The 20,591-nt window shown below is 70.8% G+C and carries 19 protein-coding genes and 1 pseudogene; 12 read left to right on the top strand and 8 right to left on the bottom strand.

Translation table 11 applies throughout. From position 1 onward, the window contains the following. Positions 1-40: 40 nt before the first annotated feature. Positions 41-1,912: a sensor histidine kinase gene (locus ABT352_RS02950; RefSeq protein ID WP_350942028.1), complete on the top strand. Its 1,872-nt coding sequence runs from the start codon at positions 41-43 to the stop codon at positions 1,910-1,912. A gap of 157 nt (positions 1,913-2,069) precedes the next feature. Next, on the top strand, positions 2,070-2,519 hold the full coding sequence (locus tag ABT352_RS02955; protein ID WP_350942029.1) for an ATP-binding protein: 450 nt from the start codon (positions 2,070-2,072) through the stop codon (positions 2,517-2,519). Between the two features lie 118 nt (positions 2,520-2,637). Here ABT352_RS02955 and ABT352_RS02960 read toward each other — a convergent pair whose 3' ends face one another. From ABT352_RS02960 to ABT352_RS02975, 4 genes are all read right to left on the bottom strand, one after another. Next, a complete protein-coding gene (locus ABT352_RS02960; RefSeq protein WP_350942030.1) occupies positions 2,638-2,850 on the bottom strand; it encodes a hypothetical protein in 213 nt (70 codons plus the stop codon). 339 nt (positions 2,851-3,189) lie between these two features. After that, positions 3,190-3,885, bottom strand: a complete 696-nt coding sequence (locus tag ABT352_RS02965) for a YidC/Oxa1 family membrane protein insertase (protein ID WP_350942031.1) — start codon at positions 3,883-3,885, stop codon at positions 3,190-3,192. Between the two features lie 281 nt (positions 3,886-4,166). Further along, complete coding sequence (locus ABT352_RS02970; RefSeq protein ID WP_350942032.1) at positions 4,167-4,433, bottom strand: DUF6412 domain-containing protein; 267 nt, start codon at positions 4,431-4,433, stop codon at positions 4,167-4,169. Further along, on the bottom strand, positions 4,430-4,597 hold the full coding sequence (locus ABT352_RS02975; RefSeq protein ID WP_350942034.1) for a hypothetical protein: 168 nt from the start codon (positions 4,595-4,597) through the stop codon (positions 4,430-4,432). The genes ABT352_RS02970 and ABT352_RS02975 overlap by 4 nt, the downstream gene beginning before the upstream one ends. Before the next feature lie 129 nt (positions 4,598-4,726). On the opposite strand from ABT352_RS02975, the gene ABT352_RS02980 reads away from it, so the two are divergent. Continuing rightward, a complete protein-coding gene (locus ABT352_RS02980; protein ID WP_350942035.1) occupies positions 4,727-5,422 on the top strand; it encodes a response regulator transcription factor in 696 nt (231 codons plus the stop codon). Then, a complete protein-coding gene (locus ABT352_RS02985) occupies positions 5,419-6,546 on the top strand; it encodes a sensor histidine kinase (protein WP_350942037.1) in 1,128 nt (375 codons plus the stop codon). The genes ABT352_RS02980 and ABT352_RS02985 overlap by 4 nt, the downstream gene beginning before the upstream one ends. Positions 6,547-6,669: 123 nt before the next feature. Here the strand turns inward: ABT352_RS02985 and ABT352_RS02990 are convergent, their stop codons facing one another. Further along, positions 6,670-7,203, bottom strand: a complete 534-nt coding sequence (locus ABT352_RS02990; protein ID WP_350942039.1) for a hypothetical protein — start codon at positions 7,201-7,203, stop codon at positions 6,670-6,672. Between the two features lie 227 nt (positions 7,204-7,430). Between ABT352_RS02990 and ABT352_RS02995 the strand changes: the two genes are divergently transcribed. The 3 genes from ABT352_RS02995 to mptB all read left to right on the top strand — a co-directional run bounded on the left by ABT352_RS02995 (position 7,431) and on the right by mptB (position 10,136). Then, positions 7,431-7,784, top strand: coding sequence for an STAS domain-containing protein (locus ABT352_RS02995; RefSeq protein WP_350942041.1), 354 nt, complete (start codon positions 7,431-7,433; stop codon positions 7,782-7,784). A 48-nt stretch (positions 7,785-7,832) separates the two neighbouring features. Then, the gene (locus ABT352_RS03000; RefSeq protein WP_350942042.1) at positions 7,833-8,513 is read left to right on the top strand and encodes a glycosyltransferase family 2 protein; all 681 of its coding nucleotides are present in this window, start codon (positions 7,833-7,835) and stop codon (positions 8,511-8,513) included. Between the two features lie 138 nt (positions 8,514-8,651). After that, complete coding sequence (mptB, locus tag ABT352_RS03005) at positions 8,652-10,136, top strand: polyprenol phosphomannose-dependent alpha 1,6 mannosyltransferase MptB (RefSeq protein WP_350942043.1); 1,485 nt, start codon at positions 8,652-8,654, stop codon at positions 10,134-10,136. Here the strand turns inward: mptB and ABT352_RS03010 are convergent. Next, positions 10,018-12,627: a hypothetical protein gene (locus ABT352_RS03010; RefSeq protein WP_350942044.1), complete on the bottom strand. Its 2,610-nt coding sequence runs from the start codon at positions 12,625-12,627 to the stop codon at positions 10,018-10,020. The two genes, mptB and ABT352_RS03010, sit on opposite strands and share 119 nt — an antisense overlap. An 82-nt stretch (positions 12,628-12,709) precedes the next feature. Here ABT352_RS03010 and ABT352_RS03015 point away from each other — a divergent pair, with 82 nt between their 5' ends. From ABT352_RS03015 to serS, 3 genes are all read left to right on the top strand, one after another. Then, entirely contained in the window at positions 12,710-14,233 is a 1,524-nt protein-coding gene (locus ABT352_RS03015) for a glycosyltransferase 87 family protein (RefSeq protein ID WP_350942046.1), read from the top strand. Positions 14,234-14,389: 156 nt separating this feature from the next. Next, positions 14,390-15,310 carry a prephenate dehydratase gene (gene pheA / locus ABT352_RS03020; protein ID WP_350942047.1) on the top strand — a complete coding sequence of 307 codons (921 nt, stop codon included), beginning with the start codon at positions 14,390-14,392 and terminating at the stop codon, positions 15,308-15,310. A 362-nt stretch (positions 15,311-15,672) separates the two neighbouring features. After that, a complete protein-coding gene (gene serS, locus ABT352_RS03025) occupies positions 15,673-16,935 on the top strand; it encodes a serine--tRNA ligase (RefSeq protein ID WP_350942049.1) in 1,263 nt (420 codons plus the stop codon). A 98-nt stretch (positions 16,936-17,033) separates the two neighbouring features. Here serS and ABT352_RS03030 read toward each other — a convergent pair whose 3' ends face one another. Beyond that, entirely contained in the window at positions 17,034-18,635 is a 1,602-nt protein-coding gene (locus tag ABT352_RS03030; RefSeq protein ID WP_350942050.1) for a hypothetical protein, read from the bottom strand. A 108-nt stretch (positions 18,636-18,743) separates the two neighbouring features. Between ABT352_RS03030 and ABT352_RS03035 the strand changes: the two are divergent. Then, positions 18,744-19,376: pseudogene (locus ABT352_RS03035) on the top strand (hypothetical protein); the annotation flags it as partial. Here ABT352_RS03035 and ABT352_RS03040 read toward each other — a convergent pair. Further along, entirely contained in the window at positions 19,286-19,489 is a 204-nt protein-coding gene (locus ABT352_RS03040) for a cold-shock protein (protein ID WP_012886943.1), read from the bottom strand. The pseudogene ABT352_RS03035 and the gene ABT352_RS03040 sit on opposite strands and share 91 nt — an antisense overlap. 179 nt (positions 19,490-19,668) lie before the next feature. Here ABT352_RS03040 and ABT352_RS03045 point away from each other — a divergent pair, with 179 nt between their 5' ends. Next, positions 19,669-20,559 (top strand): HAD family hydrolase, encoded by an 891-nt coding sequence (locus ABT352_RS03045; protein ID WP_350942051.1) that lies wholly within the window; start codon positions 19,669-19,671, stop codon positions 20,557-20,559. Positions 20,560-20,591: the final 32 nt, after the last annotated feature.

Here is a 20,591-nt window from a genome sequence, read left to right on the forward strand (position 1 = left end):
AGTGCCAAGATCAGACCGGTTGAGACGGCACTATGGGTCTGTGGTGGACTACAGGGCCGACAGTGACGGCGGTATCGGCCGTGAGGTCGTCGCCGCTGCGCCCAACGCGATCGTCGCCATCGATCGCGAGCAGACGGTGCTCGCCTGGAATCCCGCCGCCGAGCGCCTTTTCGGCTGGTCGGCGAAGGAGATCGTCGGGCGCCGGGCGCCGGTGGTCCCCGAGGAGCTGACGGCCGAGCACAACGCGGTCCTGGAGAAGGTCCGCACCGGCGGTGAGGTCTCGCTGAGGACCAAGCGGTTTCGCCGCGACGGCAGCCTGATCGACGTACGGGTCGACACCGGCGCGCTGTCCTCGCCGGACGGCGCCCTCCTCGGCTACGTCAGCGTCTACCACCTGGCCCAGGACGACGAGACCGCGAACGAGCGCAGCGTCCGCAGGGCACAGCTCGTCCGCAGGCTCACCGACGTGGTCGCCGACATCAACGCCGAGCTGGAGCTGCCCGCCGTGCTCGACCGGATCGCGGCGAGCCTCGCCGACCTGACCGGGGCCGACGCGGGCGGGTTCGTGCTGATCGAGGGCGACAAACTCAGGCTCGTGGCCTGCCACAACCTTCCCGACTCGATGCGCGACTCCACCGCCGACCTTCGCACCAGCCTGGTCGGCAAGCTGCTGCGCGAGGGCAGGACCGTCCTGCTGGAGACCGGCGACCAGAGTCGCCTGGACGAGCTGATCTGGTCGCGGCTGCCCGGCCTGCACACCATCGCGCTCGGCCTCGCCGCCATGGGCGGGCGGCCGTACGGCGCGCTGTACGCGCTGTTCGCCAAGCGCAAGGTGAGCCACCTGGAGCTGGAACTGCTGGAGCTCCTCGCCGGTCACGCGGGCATCGCCGTGGGCAACGCGATGGCCTACCAGGAGGCCGTACGCCAGCGCGCCCACGAACGGGCGGTGTTCGACGCCAGCGCCGACGGCATCGCGGTCCTCGACGGCGCGGGCAGGGTCGTCCGGTGGAACCCGGCCGCGAGCGAGCTGACCGGTTTCCACGCCACCGAGGTGATCGGCGGGCCGCCGCCGTTCGAGCTGCCGAGGCCCGGGGACAAGCTCGGCATCCAGCTGCCCTCGGGCACCTGGCTGGACGTGCTCTGCGCGGAGATCGTGGAGACGGGCGAGATCGTGGTCGACTTCCGCGACGTCACCCGCGCGAAGGAGCTGGAGGAGGCCAAGGACCTCTTCCTCGCCACCACCAGCCACGAGCTGCGCACGCCGATCACCGTGGTCCGAGGCTTCGCCAGCACGCTCGACAGCCGCTGGGACGGCATGACCGACGTCGAGCGCCGTGCCGCCGTGCACACCATCGCCGAGCGGGCCCGCTCTCTCGGTCAGCTCATGGACCACCTGTTGCTGGGCTCGCGCGCCGGGGCCGGCGAGCTCGTGCTCAGGATCGAGAGCTTCGACCTGGCCGAACTGGTCGGGCGTGCCACGCTGGGTCTGCCGATCCTGTCGGACCTGCACCGCATCGAGGTCGCCGTCCCCGACGACCTGCCCCCGGTGTCCGGTGACGCGCTGGCCACCGACATCCTGCTGGCCCAGTTGCTGGAGAACGCCTTCAAGTACTCACCGGACGGTGGCCTGATCAGGGTCGAGGCATGGGTGGACGGCGACCGGGTGGTGCTGGTCGTGGACGACGAGGGCGTGGGAATCGCCCCCGCCATCCGGGAGCGCGTCTTCGAACGTTTCGTCCAGGCGGACAGCGGTGACCGCCGCAGATTCGGCGGGGTCGGCCTCGGCCTCTACATCGTGCGGAGCCTCGCGCGGGCCCAGGGAGGGGAGGTCACGGCGCATCCGCGCCCCTCGGGCGGCACCCGGATGAGGTTGGCTCTTCGTATTGCCGACACGCCGAGCGCTCTTACCTGATCGACACGCCGAGGCGGTAACGAGCCGGTAACGGATGTGCTGATCTATTGTCGAATGTGCACAAGCTGTAATTGGTGTGCGGTTTCCAAGACTATCTAACGGGGCATTTCGGTCGTACTGGGGTGAGTTCCTCAGGGGGGAACAGGCATACGGGGAGGTGAGTGCGTCGAGCGTCGTTCTGTTGCCGTATGCACCGTCCAGCGTCGCTGTCGCACGCCAACGCCTCTGCTCTGACCTGCAGGAACGGGGTGTGTACGAGTCCGCCATCGATGACGCGGTGCTCGTGGTCAGCGAGCTGCTGAGCAATGCGCTGCGTCACGCCCACCCCCTGCCATCAGGGCAGATCAGGGTGTCATGGCGCTGGACCGAGGAGCATGTCGAGGTCGCTGTGAGTGACGGTGGCGCCGCCACCGAACCGCGGGCGGGACGCCCGGCGCTCTCCTCCCTGGGAGGGCGAGGACTCGGAATCGTCGAATATCTGGCCTCCACCTGGGGCGTCAGGCACGAAGGAGAGATCACCACGGTGTGGGCGTTGGTCGCGGCGGTCGACACGGTAGGTAACGGCCGTGTTTCCACCCCCGAACCCGCCCTCAGGGAATGCGGGTAACGCTCCCGACGGTGTCCCGCCCCACCTCACACGTCACGAGGCAGGGCGGGATCCCGATCTCCGCGTGCTCACCCGGGGCCCGCCGGGCGGCGTTGTTCGGTGGGCGGCTACGCGGGCTCTACGCGTAGAGGAACCACTTGTCGTACTGGGGGACGCAGCTGTACGAGGTCCACCAGCCGCTCTGGATGCCGAGGTTTCCGACCCGGTGGCAGTCCCAGTCGTAGTAGTAGACGTTTCTGAGGGTGGCGGCCTGTGCGGGGGCCGCGCCGACGGACAGTGTCAGGCCGGTGGCCAGCACGGCCGAGGCGAGCAGGGTCAGGGTCTTGCGCATCATTCCTCCTGGGGCATGGACGAAATGCGGTTCCGCGAAGACGTGCGATCACTCCGTCGGGCCGGACGGCACCGGAAGTATCACACCGGCACTCGCCAGGAAACAGATCACCGTCCCCGTCCCGGTCCGCGGAGCGGGCCTGACCTCGTGACACCGGTGAGGAGACGTGCGGCGAACGTGAAACGTTCACGGCGGTTTTTCGCGGGTGCCGAGCCGGTGTGACGGCGGTTCTTTCGTGGGCGTCGAACCTGTGTCGCGGTGCTTCTTTCGTGGGTGTCCGAAGCGGTGTGACGGCACTCCCTCGCCGGTGCCGAGTTCGGTGGATCCGGGGACGGGCCCTCACGCCCCGGCGAGCGCCGGGCGGTGCAGCACCGCCTTCTCACCGGCCGTCCAGGCCGTCGAGACGAGGAGGTAGATCCCCGCCGCCAGCGGCAGCACCATGGCGACCAGAACCGTCCCGTACGGCAGCAGGGGCAGCATCCGGCGCAGCGCCGCGGGCTGGAGGTCCTCGCTCATCGTGCGCCGCATCCGGCGGGAGGTGACCCACGCCACGGCGACGAGCAGCAGGAAGAGTCCGGCGAACACCATGGTCGGACCGCTGATCAGCCCGAATCCGGCCACCGTGCCCGCGAACTGCTGCCCGAGCGGCACCCCGAGGAGCCCGTGAGTCAGGAGCGTGTTGGCCTGCCCGGCGATCGTCGAGGAGACGAACACCTGGTACGTCACCATGAGGAACGGCATTTGTGCCACGGACGGCAGGCACCCGGCCAGCGGCGAGGTCTTCTCCCTGGCGTAGAGGGCGGCCATCTCCCGCTGGAGCCGCTCGGGGTCGCGGCCGTACCGCTTCCGGAGTTTCCCGAGCTCCGGCGCGAGGCGGGTCCTGACCCGCTCGCCCCTCGCCTGCATGACACCGAGCGGAAGCAGCATGAGCCGGACGAGGAGGGTGAAAACGACGATCGCGAGCGGGGCCGAGCCCAACGGCTCGGCGAGCACGGCGATGAGACCGGCGGTGAACGAGATGACGGGGGCGAACATGGAAGGGCCCTTCCGAGCGGAGTGAAGACGGCGCAGAAGGCACCCGCGAACCGCGAGGATCTTTTCGGGACGCGTGCGCGGCGCGCGAAGGCCGGGTGTCCCGGAGACATGCCGATCACGCATGTACGGGGTTACCGGTCATGTGCGCGGGTGACGCACGGCGATCGCGTGCGCGTGGGCGCACGGCGACCACATCTGTGCGGGCACACGGTGATCAGGCACACGGGGGACACACGGCGATCACGCGCGTCGGGCACGGAGGTCGCGAGAGGTCGCGGGGGTTACGCGGGCGCCGGGCCCGCGGAGGGTGCTCTGGGCCGGGACCTCCCGGCCGCGTCGGGGTCGCACTGCCGGACGAACATCGTCAGCCTGGCCCGGTCGCGCCGGGACAGCGGTGACCGTGACCCCGTACCCGAGGTGACGGGCGCCGGACGCAGCGCCCAGGCGAGCAGGAGCACGCCCAGCCCGACCACGGCGGCGGCCGTGAGGACACCGCCGCCGTCGAACATCCAGACCGTCAGGGTCTGGACGGCGAGCAGTAGGTTCACTGCTTGAGCTTGCCGACCACGGTGACCGCGGCGACGACCACGAGGGCGAGCACCCCGAGCACGAGCGCGAACTTCAGCAGCCCGAAGAGGGCGGGCAGCACGAGCCCGAACACCACGTAGAGCGCGAGCAGGACGCCCAGAACCCCGAACACGATACGACTCATACGCTCTACCGTACGTCGGCCGGGGAAACGGCGAGGGCCTTGATCATAACGAAGGTCATAACGATCCAGTCCTTACGGACCGATGACACGAATGGGGGATCGTTCCCTCGCGGGCCTACCGTGGAGGCCATGAACGCGCGGATTCTGGTGGTCGAGGACGATCCGATGGTGGCCGAGGTCGTGGCCCGCTACCTGGAACGCGACGGTCACGCGGTCGACTGCGTCGGGGACGGCGCCGAGGCGCTCAGGCGCGCGCTGGCCAACCCGCCCGATCTGATGGTGCTCGACCTGATGCTTCCGAAGATGGACGGACTCCAGGTCTGCAGGAAACTCAGGGAGCGCTGGCCGGTCCCGGTGATCATGTTGACCGCGCTCGGCGAGGAGCTGGACAGGGTCGCCGGCCTGGAGACCGGTGCCGACGACTACGTCACGAAGCCGTTCAGCCCGCGTGAGCTGGCCCTGCGCGTACAGTCCGTGCTGCGGCGGGCGCGCGGCGCCTCCCTGCCCGCCGGCACCGGCGTGCTCAGGGACGGCGAACTCACGGTCGACGTCGGCGCCCACGAGGTGCGCCTGCACGGCGACGAGGTCCTGCTCACCGCCCGCGAGTTCGACCTCCTCGCCCACATGATGCGCAACCCCCGCCAGGCCTTCAGCCGCTCCGCCCTGCTCGACCAGGTATGGGGCTGGTCCTTCGGTGACTCGTCCACGGTGACCGTGCACGTCCGCCGCCTCCGCGAGAAGATCGAGCCCGACCCGACCGCCCCCCGGCGCATCGTCACCGTGTGGGGCGTCGGCTACCGCTACGAACCGCTGGCGGAGTCGTGATCCCCGAGATCCTGCTGATCGTCGCGGTCACCGCCGGGCTGGGCCTGCTGGTCGCGCTGGCCGGGCTGGGCGCGATGCGACTGCTGCGCGAGCGGTCGATCGGCGTGATGCTCGCGGTGGTCGTCGTGGTGACCGTGGTGGCCACGGTGGGCGGAGTGGTCGCCATCACCCTGAAAATGATCATCGAGGGTACGCCGAGGGACATCGTGCTCAGCGTGGTCGTCGTGGGCGGCCTGGTCGGGCTGGGCGTCGCGACGGTGCTCTCGCGCCGGGTCGTGGCGGCGAGCCGCAGGCTCGTCGACGCCGTGCACGCCGTATCGCCCTCGGGGGAGTTCACCCCACCGAGGGGATTGCCCGCCGAGCTCGGCACGATCGCCGGGAGCCTGGACCAGGCGTATCGGCGGCTGCGGCTCGGCCACGAGCGCGAGCGCGCCCTGGAGAGCGCCCGCCGAGAGCTCGTCGCCTGGGTCAGCCACGACCTTCGCACCCCGCTGGCGGGCATGAGGGCGATGGCCGAGGCCCTGGAGGACGGGGTGGTCTCCGACGAGGAGACCGTCCGCCGCTACCACCGGCAGATCCGCCTGGAGGTGGACCGGCTGTCGGGCATGGTCGACGACCTGTTCGAGCTGTCCAGGATCCACGCCGGGACACTGCGCCTGTCGCGCAGCAGGATCGGCCTCGGGGATCTGGTCGCCGACGCGCTGGCCGGGGTCGAACAGCTGGCCAGGGCGAAGGGGGTGCGGCTGACCGGCGAGGCCGACCAGGTGGTCCCCGTCCAGGCCGACGCCGCCGAACTCTCCCGGGCGCTGCGCAACCTCGTGGTCAACGCGATCAGGCACACCCCGGGCGACGGCACCGTCGTGGTCCGCGCCTCGGCCGAGGACGACATCGCCTGCCTGTCCGTCGCCGACTGCTGCGGCGGCATCCCGGCCGACGACCTGCCCCGCGTCTTCGACGTCGCCTTCCGCGGCGAGACGGCCCGTACCCCCAGCGCCGACGGAGCCGGAGCGGGCCTCGGCCTGGCGATCGCGCGAGGCATCGTCGAGGCCCACGAGGGGTCGATCGGCGTCGTCAACGCCGACGCCGGCTGCCGCTTCGAGATCCGGCTGTCACTCTCCGCCTGAGCGGCCGGGTGCCGGGTGCTCCTTCGTCCGGGCTTCGTCCGGGCGGCCAGGTGCTCCTTCGCCTGGGCGTCCGTGTGTTGAACGGTCGAGCCCGGGTGCGGGGACAGGACGGTCGAGGGACGGTCAGTTCGCGCCCGTGCCGTTGGAACCCGTGCCGTCGGCGGCCGGCGCGGGCGTGACATGGTCATCGAGGTTCTCGGGTCTCACAGCGACCATGAGGGCCATCTGCGCGCACTCGTCACCCTCGGTGTCGCGTTCGACGTGCTGGCAGGAGGTCAGCCTCCTGGTGGTGCCGAGAGATTCCACCATCGCCCGGAACGTCGGGCACGGCCAGCGCCACATGCAGCTGCGGCAACGCAGGATCGGATGCGCGGTGTCGCTCGTGACGCCGCCCGCGTCGCGCGGCCGGTGCAGGTCGAGCAGCCTGACGCCGAGCGTGGCGAAGTCGAGGAGCTCCTCACGCGCTCCCTCAAGGAAGTCCAGGTCCTCGGTCGACAGGCGGGTCCTGATCGGGATGTGCCCCTCGTGGTCCACCAGGTTTCGCAGTGAGCTCGCCGCGTCGCGCCACGAGGTGGCCTTGTCGGTACGAGTGATCATGGACTCCAGGTGCTCCCGGAGCCGCTTCCGCTGGAGATCTTCGGGTAGGTCGGTGTTCATGATGCGTTTGAGCCCGTTTCTTGTGACTCAACGGCCGCCACTGACGTGGCGCGGGGCGATCGGGAGGTGCCGGGTCTCCTCCCTTTCGGGCCAAGCCGTTGTTGCGTAGTGTCAAGCTTCGCGCACTCAGGGTTTCCGTGAGACGGAAACGGGGGACAAAGGGCCGGACGACTCGGGTTGTTCAAGAGAACGTGACCAGCGGCTCTCGCGCCGATAGTGTGCCCGCTGTGGAGCTAAAAGTCTCAACTCGATCTCATGCCGGGCACACCGTCGTGACCATCGTTGGCGAAATCGACCTATACACCGCGCCTCGCCTGCAGGCCGAGTTCACCCGGCTGCTTGGTCAGAGCCAGACCATGCGTGTCGTCCTCGACATGTCCGCGGTGGAGTTCTGCGACTCCACCGGCATGAACGTGCTGCTGTCCGCGCTCAAGCGGTTGCGGGAGCGGGGCGGCACACTGGAGGTGGCGGCGCCCCGGCCCGCCGTACGCAAGATCCTGCAGGTCACGGGTCTCGACTCCGTCTTCGTCGTGCACGAGACCCTGCCGGAGAAGCTGCTGACCTCCGATTCACAAGGATGACGTCCTCCCCACGGCTGATGCCCGGGGTCACCACGCTGGAGGTGTTCGATGGCCGGCACGGCGGCGATCATTCCCGCCAAGGATGAGGGCGACAGGATCGGGGCCACCGTGGCCGCGGTCCTGGCGCTGCCCGGCGTCGACCTCGTCGTGGTCGTCGACGACGGTTCCGGCGACCAGACGGGACGGGTGGCCAAGGCCGCCGGCGCCCGTGTCGTGCGACACAGCCACAACCGGGGCAAGGCCGCCGCCATGGAGAGCGGTGCCCACGCCGTGCGCCAGCTCGACGGCGAGGAGCCCCGGCACCTGCTCTTCCTCGACGCCGATCTGGGCGACACCGCCCGTACGGCCACCGCGCTGATCGAGCCGGTCGCGGCGGGCGAGGCCGACATGACGATCGCCGTCTTCGTCACCCGGGTGAAGCTCGGAGGCCACGGGTTCGTCGTGAGACTCGCGCGTGAGGGCGTCGAGCGCGCCACCGGCTGGACCCCCACACAGCCGCTCAACGGGCAGCGCTGCCTGACCCGGGCGGCCTTCGAGGCCGCCCGCCCCCTGGCGCGCGGTTTCGGCGTGGAGACGGGTCTCACGATCGACCTGCTCAGGAAGGGCTTCCGGGTGCGCGAGGTTCAGGTCGAGATGGCACACCGGGCCACGGGTACCGACTGGAAGGCCCAGATCCATCGGGCCAGGCAGTTCCGCGACGTCGCCCGCGCCCTCCTGGCACGCCGTTAACCCGGCTGACCTGGCCGACATGGGCTGATCCGGTATCCGGCCCCGGCCCCGGCCGCCCTGGCACCCGGTCGACCAGGTCGGCGGGCCTGGAAGCCCGCGCCGAACCGGGCACCCCGCCGGGTGTGCTGGAATTTGCGGGTGACTCGGGATGCGTCGGTCGTCGACGCCAGGCGGAGCCCCGCCGGCGATACGCCGCGAAGGCTCGGCATCGCCGCGTTCGCAGCCGTGGGGCTCTCGGCGGCGACGACGGTTCTGATCGGGCTGCTCGGCCCCTCGGCCATGGTCCCGAGGCTGCCCGGCCCTTCCTGGCAGCCGCCGTACTCGCTGGACGTCCATCCCGGCACCCATCTGGTCATCGCCATGGGCGCCTTCGCGATCGTGCTGGGCGGGCTCGGACTCGTCGGCGCGCTCAGGTCACGGTGGGGACCCGACCCGCGCCTGCTGCTCGCGGCCGGCTGCGCCGTGTCGGGCGTGCTCGCCTTCCTGTCGCCCTCGGGCTCGGCCGACCACCTCAACTACGCCGCGTACGGTCGCCTGGTCACGCTCGGCCTGGACCCGTACGCGATCACCCCCGCCACCCTGCCCGGCGACCCCGTCACCGGCGCGGTGGAGGAGTGGGCCGGTGTGACCAGCGTCTACGGCCCGGTCGCCACCGCCGTCCAGGCACTGGCGAGCCTCGTGGGCGGTGACTCGGTCAGGCTCACGGTCTTCGTGATGGCCGTCGTCAACGCGGCGGCGTTCGTCGGTACGGCGCTGCTGCTGCACCGTTTCGCCAGGGGGGACGCGAACCTCCAGCGGCGGGCGGCGCTGCTGTGGGTGGCGAACCCGCTGATGATCTACCACCTCGCCGCCGGGATACACGTCGACACCCTCGCCGTCGCCTGCATGGTCGCCGCGCTCACGGTGCGCGGCGCCGCCTCGGGGCTGATGCTCGGGGTGGGCATCGGGGTCAAGCTCAACGCCGGGCTCGTCGCCCTCGGACCCGCGTGGGAGTTGCGTCGCTCGCCGGGCAGGCTCGCCGTGGTGGCGGGGACCGCGACGGCCACCGTGGTGGCGATCTACGCCGTCGCCGGGCCGCACGTGCTCGATCAGGTGAGCGCCGCCAGTAAGAGGGTCTCCCTCGCCACCCCCTGGCAACTCGTCAAGGTGGGGCTCCAGTCGCTCTTCGGGCCGGGCGCGTACTCGGCGTGGATCCAGATCGGGTCCCTGCTCCTGATGGCCTGCCTGGCCTGGCTCGTGCTGCGGGCGCTGCCCGCCGACACCGTGCCGGCTGTGGGGCCGAATGTGGGTCCGTCCGTGGCCGCCGCGATGGTGGTCGCCTGGCTGTTCGCCGCCCCGTACGCGCTGCCCTGGTACGACGGGCTGGCCTTCGCGCTGCTGGCGATGGCGTCCTGGCCCGCGTTGGAGGCGTTCATGGTGGCCAGGGTCGCCGTGCTGTCGCTCGCCTACCTCCCGGCCAGGGAGATAGCGCGGCCCGATGACCTGCTCTGGACCAAGACCCTGCTCAGGGAGACGGTGGTGCCGTGGACGCTGCTGGCACTGACGATCGCCCTGGTGTGGTGGGCGGCGAGAGCCGGACTGCGCGCACGCAGGCGGCCAGCGTCAGCGGCACCGCGACCGTGAGCGCCATCGCGGGGATCGCGATGCCCGAGTCGTTCATCAGAAACCCGATCAGCGAGCAGGCCAGCGCCCCGATCAGCCCGGCGCGCAGCGCGGGCGCGAGCGTGTAGGCCCGGCCCAGGGCCGAGGCCCCCCACCGCGAAGGGCGGTCGAGCACCAGGAACAGGAACGCCAGCGCGACCAGCGTGAGCAGCGACAGCGACCAGTTGCCGACCGTGACCCCGATCATCGCGCCGAACTTGCGGCCGACCACGGTCCAGGCATCCCCGTCCAGCACCTGCTGCACGAAGGCACCCAGGTGGGTGCGTTGGTCGGCGGGCCGCATCCAGTCGGCCACCGCTATGGCGCCGATCAGCAGACTGCCCGCCAGGCCGACCAGGATCAGTCTCATCGGTGAGACCCGCCCGCCGGACACCAGGATCATGAGGATCGCGACCCCCACCAGGAACGCCGGGACCCCGCCGAAGTCGGCGCCCCACGCGGGCCAGCCGTCGGCGAACACCGCCAGTCCTCCGTACGCCGCGCACACCGCGAGCGCGAGCGTCCGACGGCCACCCGAGATCAGCCACTGGGCGATTCCGGCGAGGGCGAGGATCGTGCCGGCGGCGTAGACGGCGAAGGCGATGTTGCTGAAACCGTAGAAGCGTCCGCCGGTGACCGGCTCGTAGCCGGTGACCGCGTTCACCTGAAGTGCCGAGCCGGTCATCACGTCGGCCAGCAGCGCGACCGAGGTGATGGCGGCGACCACCGTCAGCGGGCCGAGCGGGTGCGCCCGCCACGGTCCGGAGAGCGCCACCCCGGCGACCGCGCAGGCGAAGCCGAGGATCGTCACGATCACCCAGACCATCGGCGCGGGCAGGCTCCACCAGGGGATCAGCTGCGCCAGGAAGGTGGAGACCGCGATCGCCCCGCTGACCACGGCGACGACCTGGACGGCCGTCAGGGCACGAGAACCACCCCAGCCCCGGCGGATCGCGACGGCGGCCAGCAGGTAGAACAGGATCTGCACCGCCACGAACACCGCGAAGAACGGCCCCCTCACCTCGCGCAGCACCTGGCTCGCCAGGTCGTCGTCGGCGAGCTTCTCGACCGTCGCCGCGACCGGCTCCTCGCTCGTCCCGCCGCCCTGCCAGGCGCGTCCCACGACCCCGTTGGGGGACTGGAGGCCCAGCAGGCCGATCGCGGTGGCGGTCAGGTCGGTGTTCGTGACCAGGCCGTCCTGGCGGGTGGAGGCGGCGGTGAGGTAGCCGCGCGGGTACGTTTCCCCGCCGGGGGACGGCCCCCGGGCGATCGCCACGTGCAGGTGAGGCGCGACCGAGGTGTCGGCCAGGCCGGCGACCAGGACCGTGGTCCCCGTTCCGGGCGCGGCCGTTCCGGGGACGGTGCCTTCGGAGGGCGTGGCCTCGGGCGTCGTGGCTCCGGGAGCGGTGGTCCCCGGGGCCGTGGTTTCCGGCGTCGTGGTTTCCGGTGCCGGTGCCGGTGCCGGGGTTTCGGGCGCGGTGGTCCCCGGGGCCGTGCTCGCCGTGGGCGACGCCGGGGTCGTGCCGTCGGCGAGCGAGGGGGGCAGGCGGTCGAGGACCGTGCCCACCACGCGGTCGGCCCTGGCCACGGCCTCCTGTCTGGCCTGGGTGGTCATCGTGGCGGGGACGCCGTCCGCGGCGAGGGCGTCACCGGTCCAGGCCCTGGCGAGGTCATCGGCCTCGACCACGATCAGCCCGTACGGGGACAGGTCGCCCAGCTCCTCGACACTCGCCGCGTATTTCCCGATTTTTCCGGACTTGTCGGCGGCGGCGAGGGCGGCTCCCGGCCCGACGGCCGCCACCTTCAGACCCGCCTCCGCCGCGAGCCCGCCCAGCTGCCCGAGAACCGGCCGGTAGGAGGTGGTGGCGTTGAAAGCGGTCAGCTCGTCCCAGCCGGGAACGCTCGCCCCGCCGCCGGGGGCCGCCTCCGGTGCCCGAGGGGGCTCGCAACCCGTGCCGGGAGCGCCCGCGCGCTGGCCGGCCGACACCGTCAGCCAGCCCGCCGCCGGGCAGGTGATCCCCCGATCGGGCGGCGGGACCGCCCGGGTGGACATGGACGCGGACCCGCCCTCACCCGCGAGCCTCCACAGGTTCGGGGTCCGCTCCCGGTCGAGGTCGCTCCACTCCAAGCCGGGCACCCCGATGATCACGACCCTTCCGGGAGTCGTCACCGCCGAGGCGCCCGTCACGCCGTCACCGGAGCCCCCCGGAACACCGGGGGCACCCGAGGCGCCCGTACCGGCACCCGAGGCGTCGAGGGCACCCGAGATCCCCTGGGCTCCCAAGGTATGGGGAACACCGGAGGCGGCGAAGGCCTCCGGAGTGCCCGGGAGGCCGAGCAGGACGAAGAGCAGGGCCGACAGCAGGGCCGCGGCGGTCGGCACGGTCCCGGCGACCCGGCGGAACGCCGGCCGTGTCGCGGGTCCCCCGGTCGCCGGGCACGCGCGCCCGTGACCGCTGTGTGCCGAAGCCATCCGGTTCCCCCTGTCCGTGCCCGCTCTGTCCGTGCCCGTTGGGCGGCCACTTTTCCCCGCCCCCACGGTAACCTGCCTGCTCGTGAGGACTGGCGAGGCGACCACGACCGAGCGGCGCCCACGGACGTGGCCGTCGTGGCCGTCGTGGCTGCCCTGGCTGCCCGCGCTGCTGCTCGTCGCCGCCGCGGTGGCCCCGCTGGTGCTCTCCTGGCTGGGCAATGTGGACGACCAGCGTCTGGTCGACCTGGATGTGTACCGTACCGGCGGAGCGGCGATCCTGGAGGGTCGGTCCGTCTACGGGTTCGTCACGCCCGCGCCGCAGTTGCTGCCCTTCACCTATCCGCCGGTGGCGGCGCTGTTCGCCACGCCGCTGGCGGCGGTGTCGTGGACGACGGCGCAGTGGGCGTGGACAGCGTTGATCTTCCTGACACTGGGGGTCTCCGTCCGGCTCTCCTTCCGCGCCGTGTTCGACGGGGTGGGTGGCGCGCCGGGGAGGTCGGGAGCGGCGGACGAGGTCCCGCTCTCACCGGGTTCCGCTCCCCGCGCGCCCGGTGGGGAGCCGGCGCCGACGGAGGGGAAACTCCGGGGCGTACGCACCCGACTGGTCGGTTCGGGGAGATTCGGCGGGCTCGGTGGGACGGGCGGGGGGCGGCTGTGGACGCCGCTGCTGTTCGCCGCCCTGATGATCGCGTGCACCTACCTGATGCCGATCAGGGACCAGGTCCGCTTCGGCCAGGTGGACATCCTGCTCGTCGCGCTCTGTCTGGCCGACTGCGTGGCCAGGCGCCCGCTGTGGCCGCGCGGCATGCTGATCGGCCTGGCCACCGCGGTCAAGCTCACCCCGGGTGTCTTCCTGATCTACTTCCTCATCGCCGGTTTCGGACCCGGCGCGAGACGGGAGCATCGAGAGACCTTCCTCGTGGCCGCGCTCACCGCCGCGCTGCTGACCCTGCTCCCGTTCCTGGTGATCCCGGCGGACGCCGCCGACTTCTGGTTCCGCGCGTTGCTCGACCCCGAGCGGCTCGGTGCCAACGCGGCGACCACCAACCAGTCGATGCGCGGCATGCTCATCCGGCTCTACCTCCCCGACGTGCTGACGAGCCTGCTCTGGCTGGCGCTGGTCGCCGTGGTCGCCTGGTACGGCTTCCGCCACGCCCGTAGAGCGCTGCTCGACGGGCACCTCGTGAGCGGGGTGGCCCTGGTCGGGCTGATGGCCGTACTGCTCTCGCCGGTCGCCTGGATCCACCATCTGGCCTGGGTGGTCGTGGTGCTCGGCGCGTTGGTCGGTGACGGGCGCGACCCGGTCAGGCTCCGGGTGGCCGCCGGGGTCTGGCTCTACTACGTGCTGCCGATCCCCTGGTGGGGAGTGACGATCAAGGCGATGGAGATCCCGGTGCTCAGCCCGGTGCTGGGCAAGATCGTGCAGAACGGATTCGGGCTGGGCGCGCTGGCCCTGGTCTGGGTGCTGGGAGTGTGGCTGCCCCGGCGAAGGGCGACGTTCGAGGCGCTTTCCCGGCGGGATACGGCCCCGGAGACGGCCCCGGAGACGGAGCGGCCCGGAAGGGACGAGGGCCCCGGACGTGAAACGGCCGTCGAGGGGACCTGAGCGGGCGGGGGTCCGGCGCGCGGTGGCCATCGAGGGGAAGATCAACGAGGAAACGACCTCTGACGTGGGGCGACTTCGACTGATCGGATAGGAGTCGGTCGTATCGGTATGTAATCCTGCGCACATTTTCTGACAGTCGCCGGATACCCTGGGGCCATGCCGAAACTCGCTTACCTGGGACCGGAGGGGACCTTCACCGAGGAAGCCCTGCGCATCCTGGCGCCTGAGGCCGAGCGCCTGCCGAGCCCGAACGTCACCGCGGCCCTCGATGCCGTACGGCGCGGCGAGGCCGACGGAGCCGTCGTCCCGATGGAGAACTCGCTCGAAGGCGCGATCACCACGACCCTCGACGAGCTCGCCCGGGGTGAGGCGCTGCTCATCACCGCCGAGCTGCTGCTTCCCGTCGAATTCTCGCTCCTGGCGCGTCCCGACACCGAGATCGGCCATATCAAGAGGGTCTTCACCCACCCGGCGGCCATCACCCAGTGCCGCAACTTCATCGCCCGCGAGCTGCCCGACGCCGTGGTGGTCGCCGCCCCGTCGACCGCCGCCGCGGCGCAGGAGGTCGCGCTGCCCGGCTCGCCGTACGACGCGGCCATCGCCGCGCGCATCGCCGGAGAGCACTACGGACTGGTCGAGCTCGCGTCCGGGATCGGCGACCGCACCGACACCGTCACCCGGTTCGTCCAGGTGTCGCGTCCCGGACCGCTGCCGGAGCCGACCGGTGCCGACCGGACCTCCCTGGTCGTCTTCCTCGCCGACGACCACCCGGGCGCGCTGCTGGAGATGCTGACCGAGTTCTCCGTCCGCGGCGTCAACCTGTCCCGCATCGAGTCGCGGCCCACCGGCGACGGCATCGGCCGCTACTTCTTCCACTTCGACTTCGAGGGCCACGTCGCCGACGCCCGCGTCGGAGAGGCGATCTCGGGTCTCCACCGGGTCTCCGCCGAGGTGCGCTTCCTGGGCAGCTACCCGCGTGCCGACGGTCTCTTCCCGCAGATCAAGCGTGGTACGAACGACGGCGACTTCACCGAGGCCGCCAGCTGGCTCGGCAGGATCCGCAACGGTCAGGTCTGACCGTCACCCGGCTCGCGAGCCGGCGCCGATCCCAGGGGGGCAGCCGGGGTATGCCCTTCGAAGGCGCCCTCCGAGAGGGATCCGGAGTGTGCCCGCCGAAGGCACGCCAGAGGGGGGGCGGGGCCGGTGCGTACCCCCGCCGAAGGCGTCCGCCGGGCGGAAACGGGGTCGGTGCGCCCGCTCCAAGGCGTCCCAGGGAGGCTCCAAGGCGTCCCGGGGAGGAAGACGGGGCCGGTGGGTGCCCGCCGAAACGTCCCGCCGGGCGGGAAAGCGGGTTCCGTTCCCGTGGCGCCACCCCGCCTCGGAGGGCGGGCGGTCAATCCGGGCGCGGGCGCGGGCAGTACATCGGTAGCCTTGTGGCTGTGATTGACCTGCGTACCCTTCGTGAGGATCCCGACCGGCTACGGGCGTCGCAGCGTGCCCGCGGTGAGGACGACTCTGTCGTCGACACGCTGCTCGACCTCGACGAGCGGCGGCGCGGCGCGCTGAGTCGCTTCGAGACGCTCCGCGCCGAGCAGAAAACCATCGGTAAGTCGGTCTCCCGTGCCTCGGGTGAGGAGAAGGCGACCCTGCTGGAGCGGGCGAAGGATCTCTCCGCGCAGGTGAAGTCCGCCGAGGCCGAGGCGGAGAAGCTCGGCTCCGAACTCGACGGCCTGCTCTACACGGTGTCCAACCTCGTGGAGGAGGGGGCTCCCGCCGGCGGCGAGGACGACTACGTCGTGCTGGAGGAGATCGGCGAGAAGCCGTCCTTCGACTTCGAGCCCAAGGACCACCTGGAGCTGGGAGAGCTCCTCGGCGCGATCGACATGGAGCGCGGCGCGAAGGTCTCCGGCTCGCGGTTCTTCTTCCTGAAGGGTGTCGGCGCCAGGCTGCAGCTCGGGCTGCTCAACATGGCCATGCAGCAGGCGATCGAGGCCGGCTTCGTCCCGATGATCACGCCCGTGCTGGTCAAGCCGGAGTCGATGAAGGGCACCGGTTTCCTCGGCGCCCACGCCGGCGAGGTCTACCACCTGCCCGACGACGACCTTTTCCTGGTCGGCACGAGCGAGGTGCCGATGGCGGCCTACCACGGCGACGAGATCCTCGACGGCTCCGCGCTCCCGTACCGCTACGCGGGATGGTCCTCCTGCTTCCGGCGCGAGGCCGGCTCGTACGGCAAGGACACCCGGGGCATCATCCGGGTCCACCAGTTCGACAAGGTGGAGATGTTCTCCTACGTCCGCCCCGAGGACGCCCACGCCGAGCACCTGCGTCTGCTCGCCTGGGAGAAGGAGATGCTGGCCAAGGTCGAGCTGCCCTACCGGGTGATCGACACCGCGGCCGGAGATCTGGGGTCCTCGGCCGCGCGGAAGTTCGACTGCGAGGCGTGGGTGCCCAGCCAGGGCAGCTACCGCGAGCTCACCTCGACCTCCAACTGCACCGACTTCCAGGCCCGCCGTCTCGGCGTTCGCTTCCGTGACTCCGGTGGCAAACCCCAGCACGTGGCCACCCTGAACGGCACGCTGGCCACCACCCGCTGGATCGTCGCCATCCTGGAGAACCACCAGCAGGCCGACGGCTCCGTCGTACTCCCCAAGGCGCTGCGCCCGTACGTCGGTCTCGACGTGCTCGAACCCGTCAAGTAAGCCCGCGCCGCGCGAAGAGACTCACGGTGAAGGCCCCGCCGCGGCGGGGCCTTTCCGCGTTCACGCCGGGCGTTCCACCGCTTTCGCCACTTCCGCGTTCACGCCGGATGTTTCACCGCTTTTGCCGCTTCCCCGGTTCGCGCTGTCCTCGCGGCGCCCGCCCAGCCGACCAGGACGGACCCTCCGACCCCGATCGCGCCGACGAGCCAGGCGAGGAACCCGGCCGTCGCGTAGTCGTCGATGACGCCCGCCTCCCAACCGGTGAAGAGCGTCCATGTCGCGAACGGCGTGCAGCAGGCGATGGTGACGAGCGCCAGCCAGGTCCGGGCCGGTACGCGCGCCTGGATCGCCGCCACCGACACGAGGATCGTCGCGGTGAGGGCGCAGGCGCCGCCGAGCAGGGCCACCAGAACGCCGAGGTCGATGACGTACGGTTCGCCGGACGGCAGGGCGAGCACGAAACCGACTGCGGCGAGGAAGTACGCGGGCCCGGTCACGCCGGTGGTCCGCCGTGTGTGACGGCGTGCCACGGCCATGCCGGACATGAAGCCGAGCAGGCCGACGAAGAGACCGATGCGGTGCTCCGTCCTCAGATCGACTCCCGGCGCGTCGAGCGGGATCGCCGCGTTCGCGGAGAGACCTCCGTCGAACAGGCCCATCCGCCGCCAGTTTCCCCGCGCGTCCCGTACGGCGATGCCATCCTCACCGTTGGCCGCCACCACCACGTGCCCGTCCGGTACGCGCTGGACCGCGATGGCCGAGGAACCTTGCCACGGCCTGCCCCACATGCCCGCAGCCCGCCGCCGGAGTGCGTCCTCACGCCCCGGGGAGAGCGCCCACACCGTTCTCCAGTTGTTCCCGCCGTCCCGCGACTCGTCCACCGCCAGCCGAGGAGGGACGACGCGGTAGCAGTGCAGGGGGTCATCGGGCAGGCAACTCCGGGTCGCGGGGGCCTGGACGGGCGAGGAACCGAGGTCTGGGAGGCCCGAGTCCGGTGAGGGCGAAGAGATCCGGGTGCTCCGCTCCTGTGCTGGGTGACCGATCCACGTACGGCCGCCGTCACGGGAGAGGAACTCGGCACCTTGGTCCAGGACCACGGCGATGACCTCGCCACGTATGAGGACCTGCGTCGCCGCGGGCGGCCGCGGTTCACCTGCGGTGGCGGTGACCCCGACAAGGGCGATCGGGACGATGATCAACACGCGGACCCGCGGTACCGGGTGACCGGTACCGCACCGGAGCCAGATCAGCCACGCGGCGCCCAGCGCCGGCAGGGCCACCAGGTCGGTCGGATCGGCCAGGACAAGCGATGGGCCGGCGGCCAGGGTCCACGCTCTGGAGGCGAGTGCCGCGCCCGCCTCCGTGGTCTTGACCAGGGTGAAGCCGACACCGGTGGCGGTGATCGCCACGAGGGCGGCGAGCCGGACGGGGACGAGCGAGGCGCCGCTTCCGAAGGAGGCGCCGCCTCCGGAGCGGGCGAGGACCGAGGAGAACGAGGAGAACGAGGAGAAGGGGAGAGAAAGAACGAGGGCGAGTACGGGCGGGGCGACCAGCAGCCCCGCGACGTCGCTCAGCTTGCCGGTGACGAGCCCCGGCCACAGGGCCTTGAGGAGATGGTCGTTGATCAGCAGCACGAAGGTGGCGACCACGGTCGCCGGATGCCCGATCCAGGCAAGGAGGGGCTCTCGCGGGCTTTCCACGGCCGGGTAGATCCACCGCGACGAGGCTTGGTTCGGGATTGGTGGCATTCGTGATCGAGGTGTGTCCCGAAACCCGAGCGATCCGCACGTCCCGGTGCCGGGCGAGTTCGGTTCGCCGGTGACGCCGCGCACGTCCACAGTCCCGCGGGAGGGCACGGAACGAACATCGGAATCCTTCTCCCGCTGTCGCCCTGGCCGAAGCCCTTACGGTCGCTCTCAGAGGCGGAGAGAGGGCGCTGGACCGCTACGTCGCGGCCCGCCGCCCCATCGCACTCCAGGCCGCCACCCTCACCGGGCGGCTTTCAGGCCGGGCGACGTGAACGGGCACCTGCGACCGCTCGGAGACCTCGTTCTGCGGCTCCTGGCGCTCAGCCCGGCCTTTCTTCGGCGTCTCGCCTGGCGGCTCTCGGATCCGGTCTGTCGATGAGCTCCGCAGGTCTTGCCCGGGGCCGGTGCCCTCAAAGGGGAGAATCGGCCTCCGCGGACGAAAGTAAGGCGAGAACACGCGGGGCGGTACGCCGGGGCGCGCTCCGCAGGACGGGGGCCGGTGCCCGAAGTGCCGCGGGACGCCCCGGAAGGTCCGGGAACAGAAAGACGGGGTTCGCTAGAAGCGAACCCCGTCTTCCCGGTTCAACCAAGAGGTCTATGCGTCAGACGGCGCGGACCTGCGAGGCCTGCGGGCCCTTCTGGCCCTGGGTGATCTCGAACTCGACCCGCTGGCCGTCTTCGAGGCTACGGTAGCCGTTGCCCTGGATCTCGGAGAAGTGCACGAACACGTCCGGTGCACCGCCGTCCGGTGCGATGAAGCCGAAGCCCTTTTCAGCGTTGAACCACTTGACGGTTCCCTGAGCCATTAAAGCTCTCCCTCAGGATTTGAAACTTTGGGATTCACACCTCATGAACCCCATGTGTCGTACAGCGGGCCCCGGGGTGGCTCAGTCAAACTGGTTTTCACAACGGGATTCAGCTAATACAACGCCATCACATCTAACACTATCCGGCGCGGGCGTGTTCCCGCCATGAGGAAGATTCCTTGGACCGGATCCCGGGGCCGACAGACCGGCTATCACAGTGCAGACTGGGACGTGTTATGCAAAGCCCCAGGTTGATCGCCACAGACCTCGATGGCACCGCTCTGCGCTCGGACGGTACCGTCTCTCCCCGTACGGCCGCCGCTTTTGCGCTTGTGGAGAACGCCGGGGCCACGCTGGTCTTCGTGACCGGCAGGCCACCCCGCTGGATGAGCATGGTCGCGGGTGCCGTACGCCGTCGTGGGCTGGCCATATGCGCCAACGGAGCCCTCGTCTACGACCTGCACAGCGAGCAGATCGTCAAATCCCACCTCATCCACCCGGACGTGCTCGAAGAGGTGGTGAGACGCCTCCGCGAAAAGGTGCCCGACCTCGCCTTCTCCGTGGAATACGAGGGCGGATTCGCCCACGAATCGGACTTCCGTCTCGGAAGATGGGACAGCAAGACGGTCGTCGGACGCCGTGTCGGAACGGACGCACTTACCTCGCGGCCCTGCGCCAAGCTTCTAGCGCTGCATCCCAGAATGGACCCCGACATCCTCCATGAGGCGGTTTACGGGCTGGTCGGTGACCTTGTCACCCCCACCCATTCCAGCGGCCGGGCACTGATAGAGATGAGCGCGCACGGTGTGACGAAGGCATCGGCGCTGGCCCATCTCGCTATGACGCTCGGTGTCGTGGCCGAAGAGGTGGTCGCCTTTGGTGACATGCCCAATGATCTGCCGATGCTCAGGTGGGCCGGCACCTCGTACGCCGTCGCCAACGCCCACCCGGAGGTGCTGGCCGCGGTCGATCACGTGACCGCGGCCAACAACGACGACGGGGTCGCCGGAGTCCTTGAGGAGCTCTACAAGGGGGACGGGTTTCGCGACCCCCGTGAAGGCGTCCCATGAAGGCTCCGCGGGCGGGGGCGGCCACCGGCTCT

This window comes from Streptosporangium sp. NPDC000563 (assembly GCF_040299985.1).
Lineage (GTDB): Bacteria > Actinomycetota > Actinomycetes > Streptosporangiales > Streptosporangiaceae > Streptosporangium.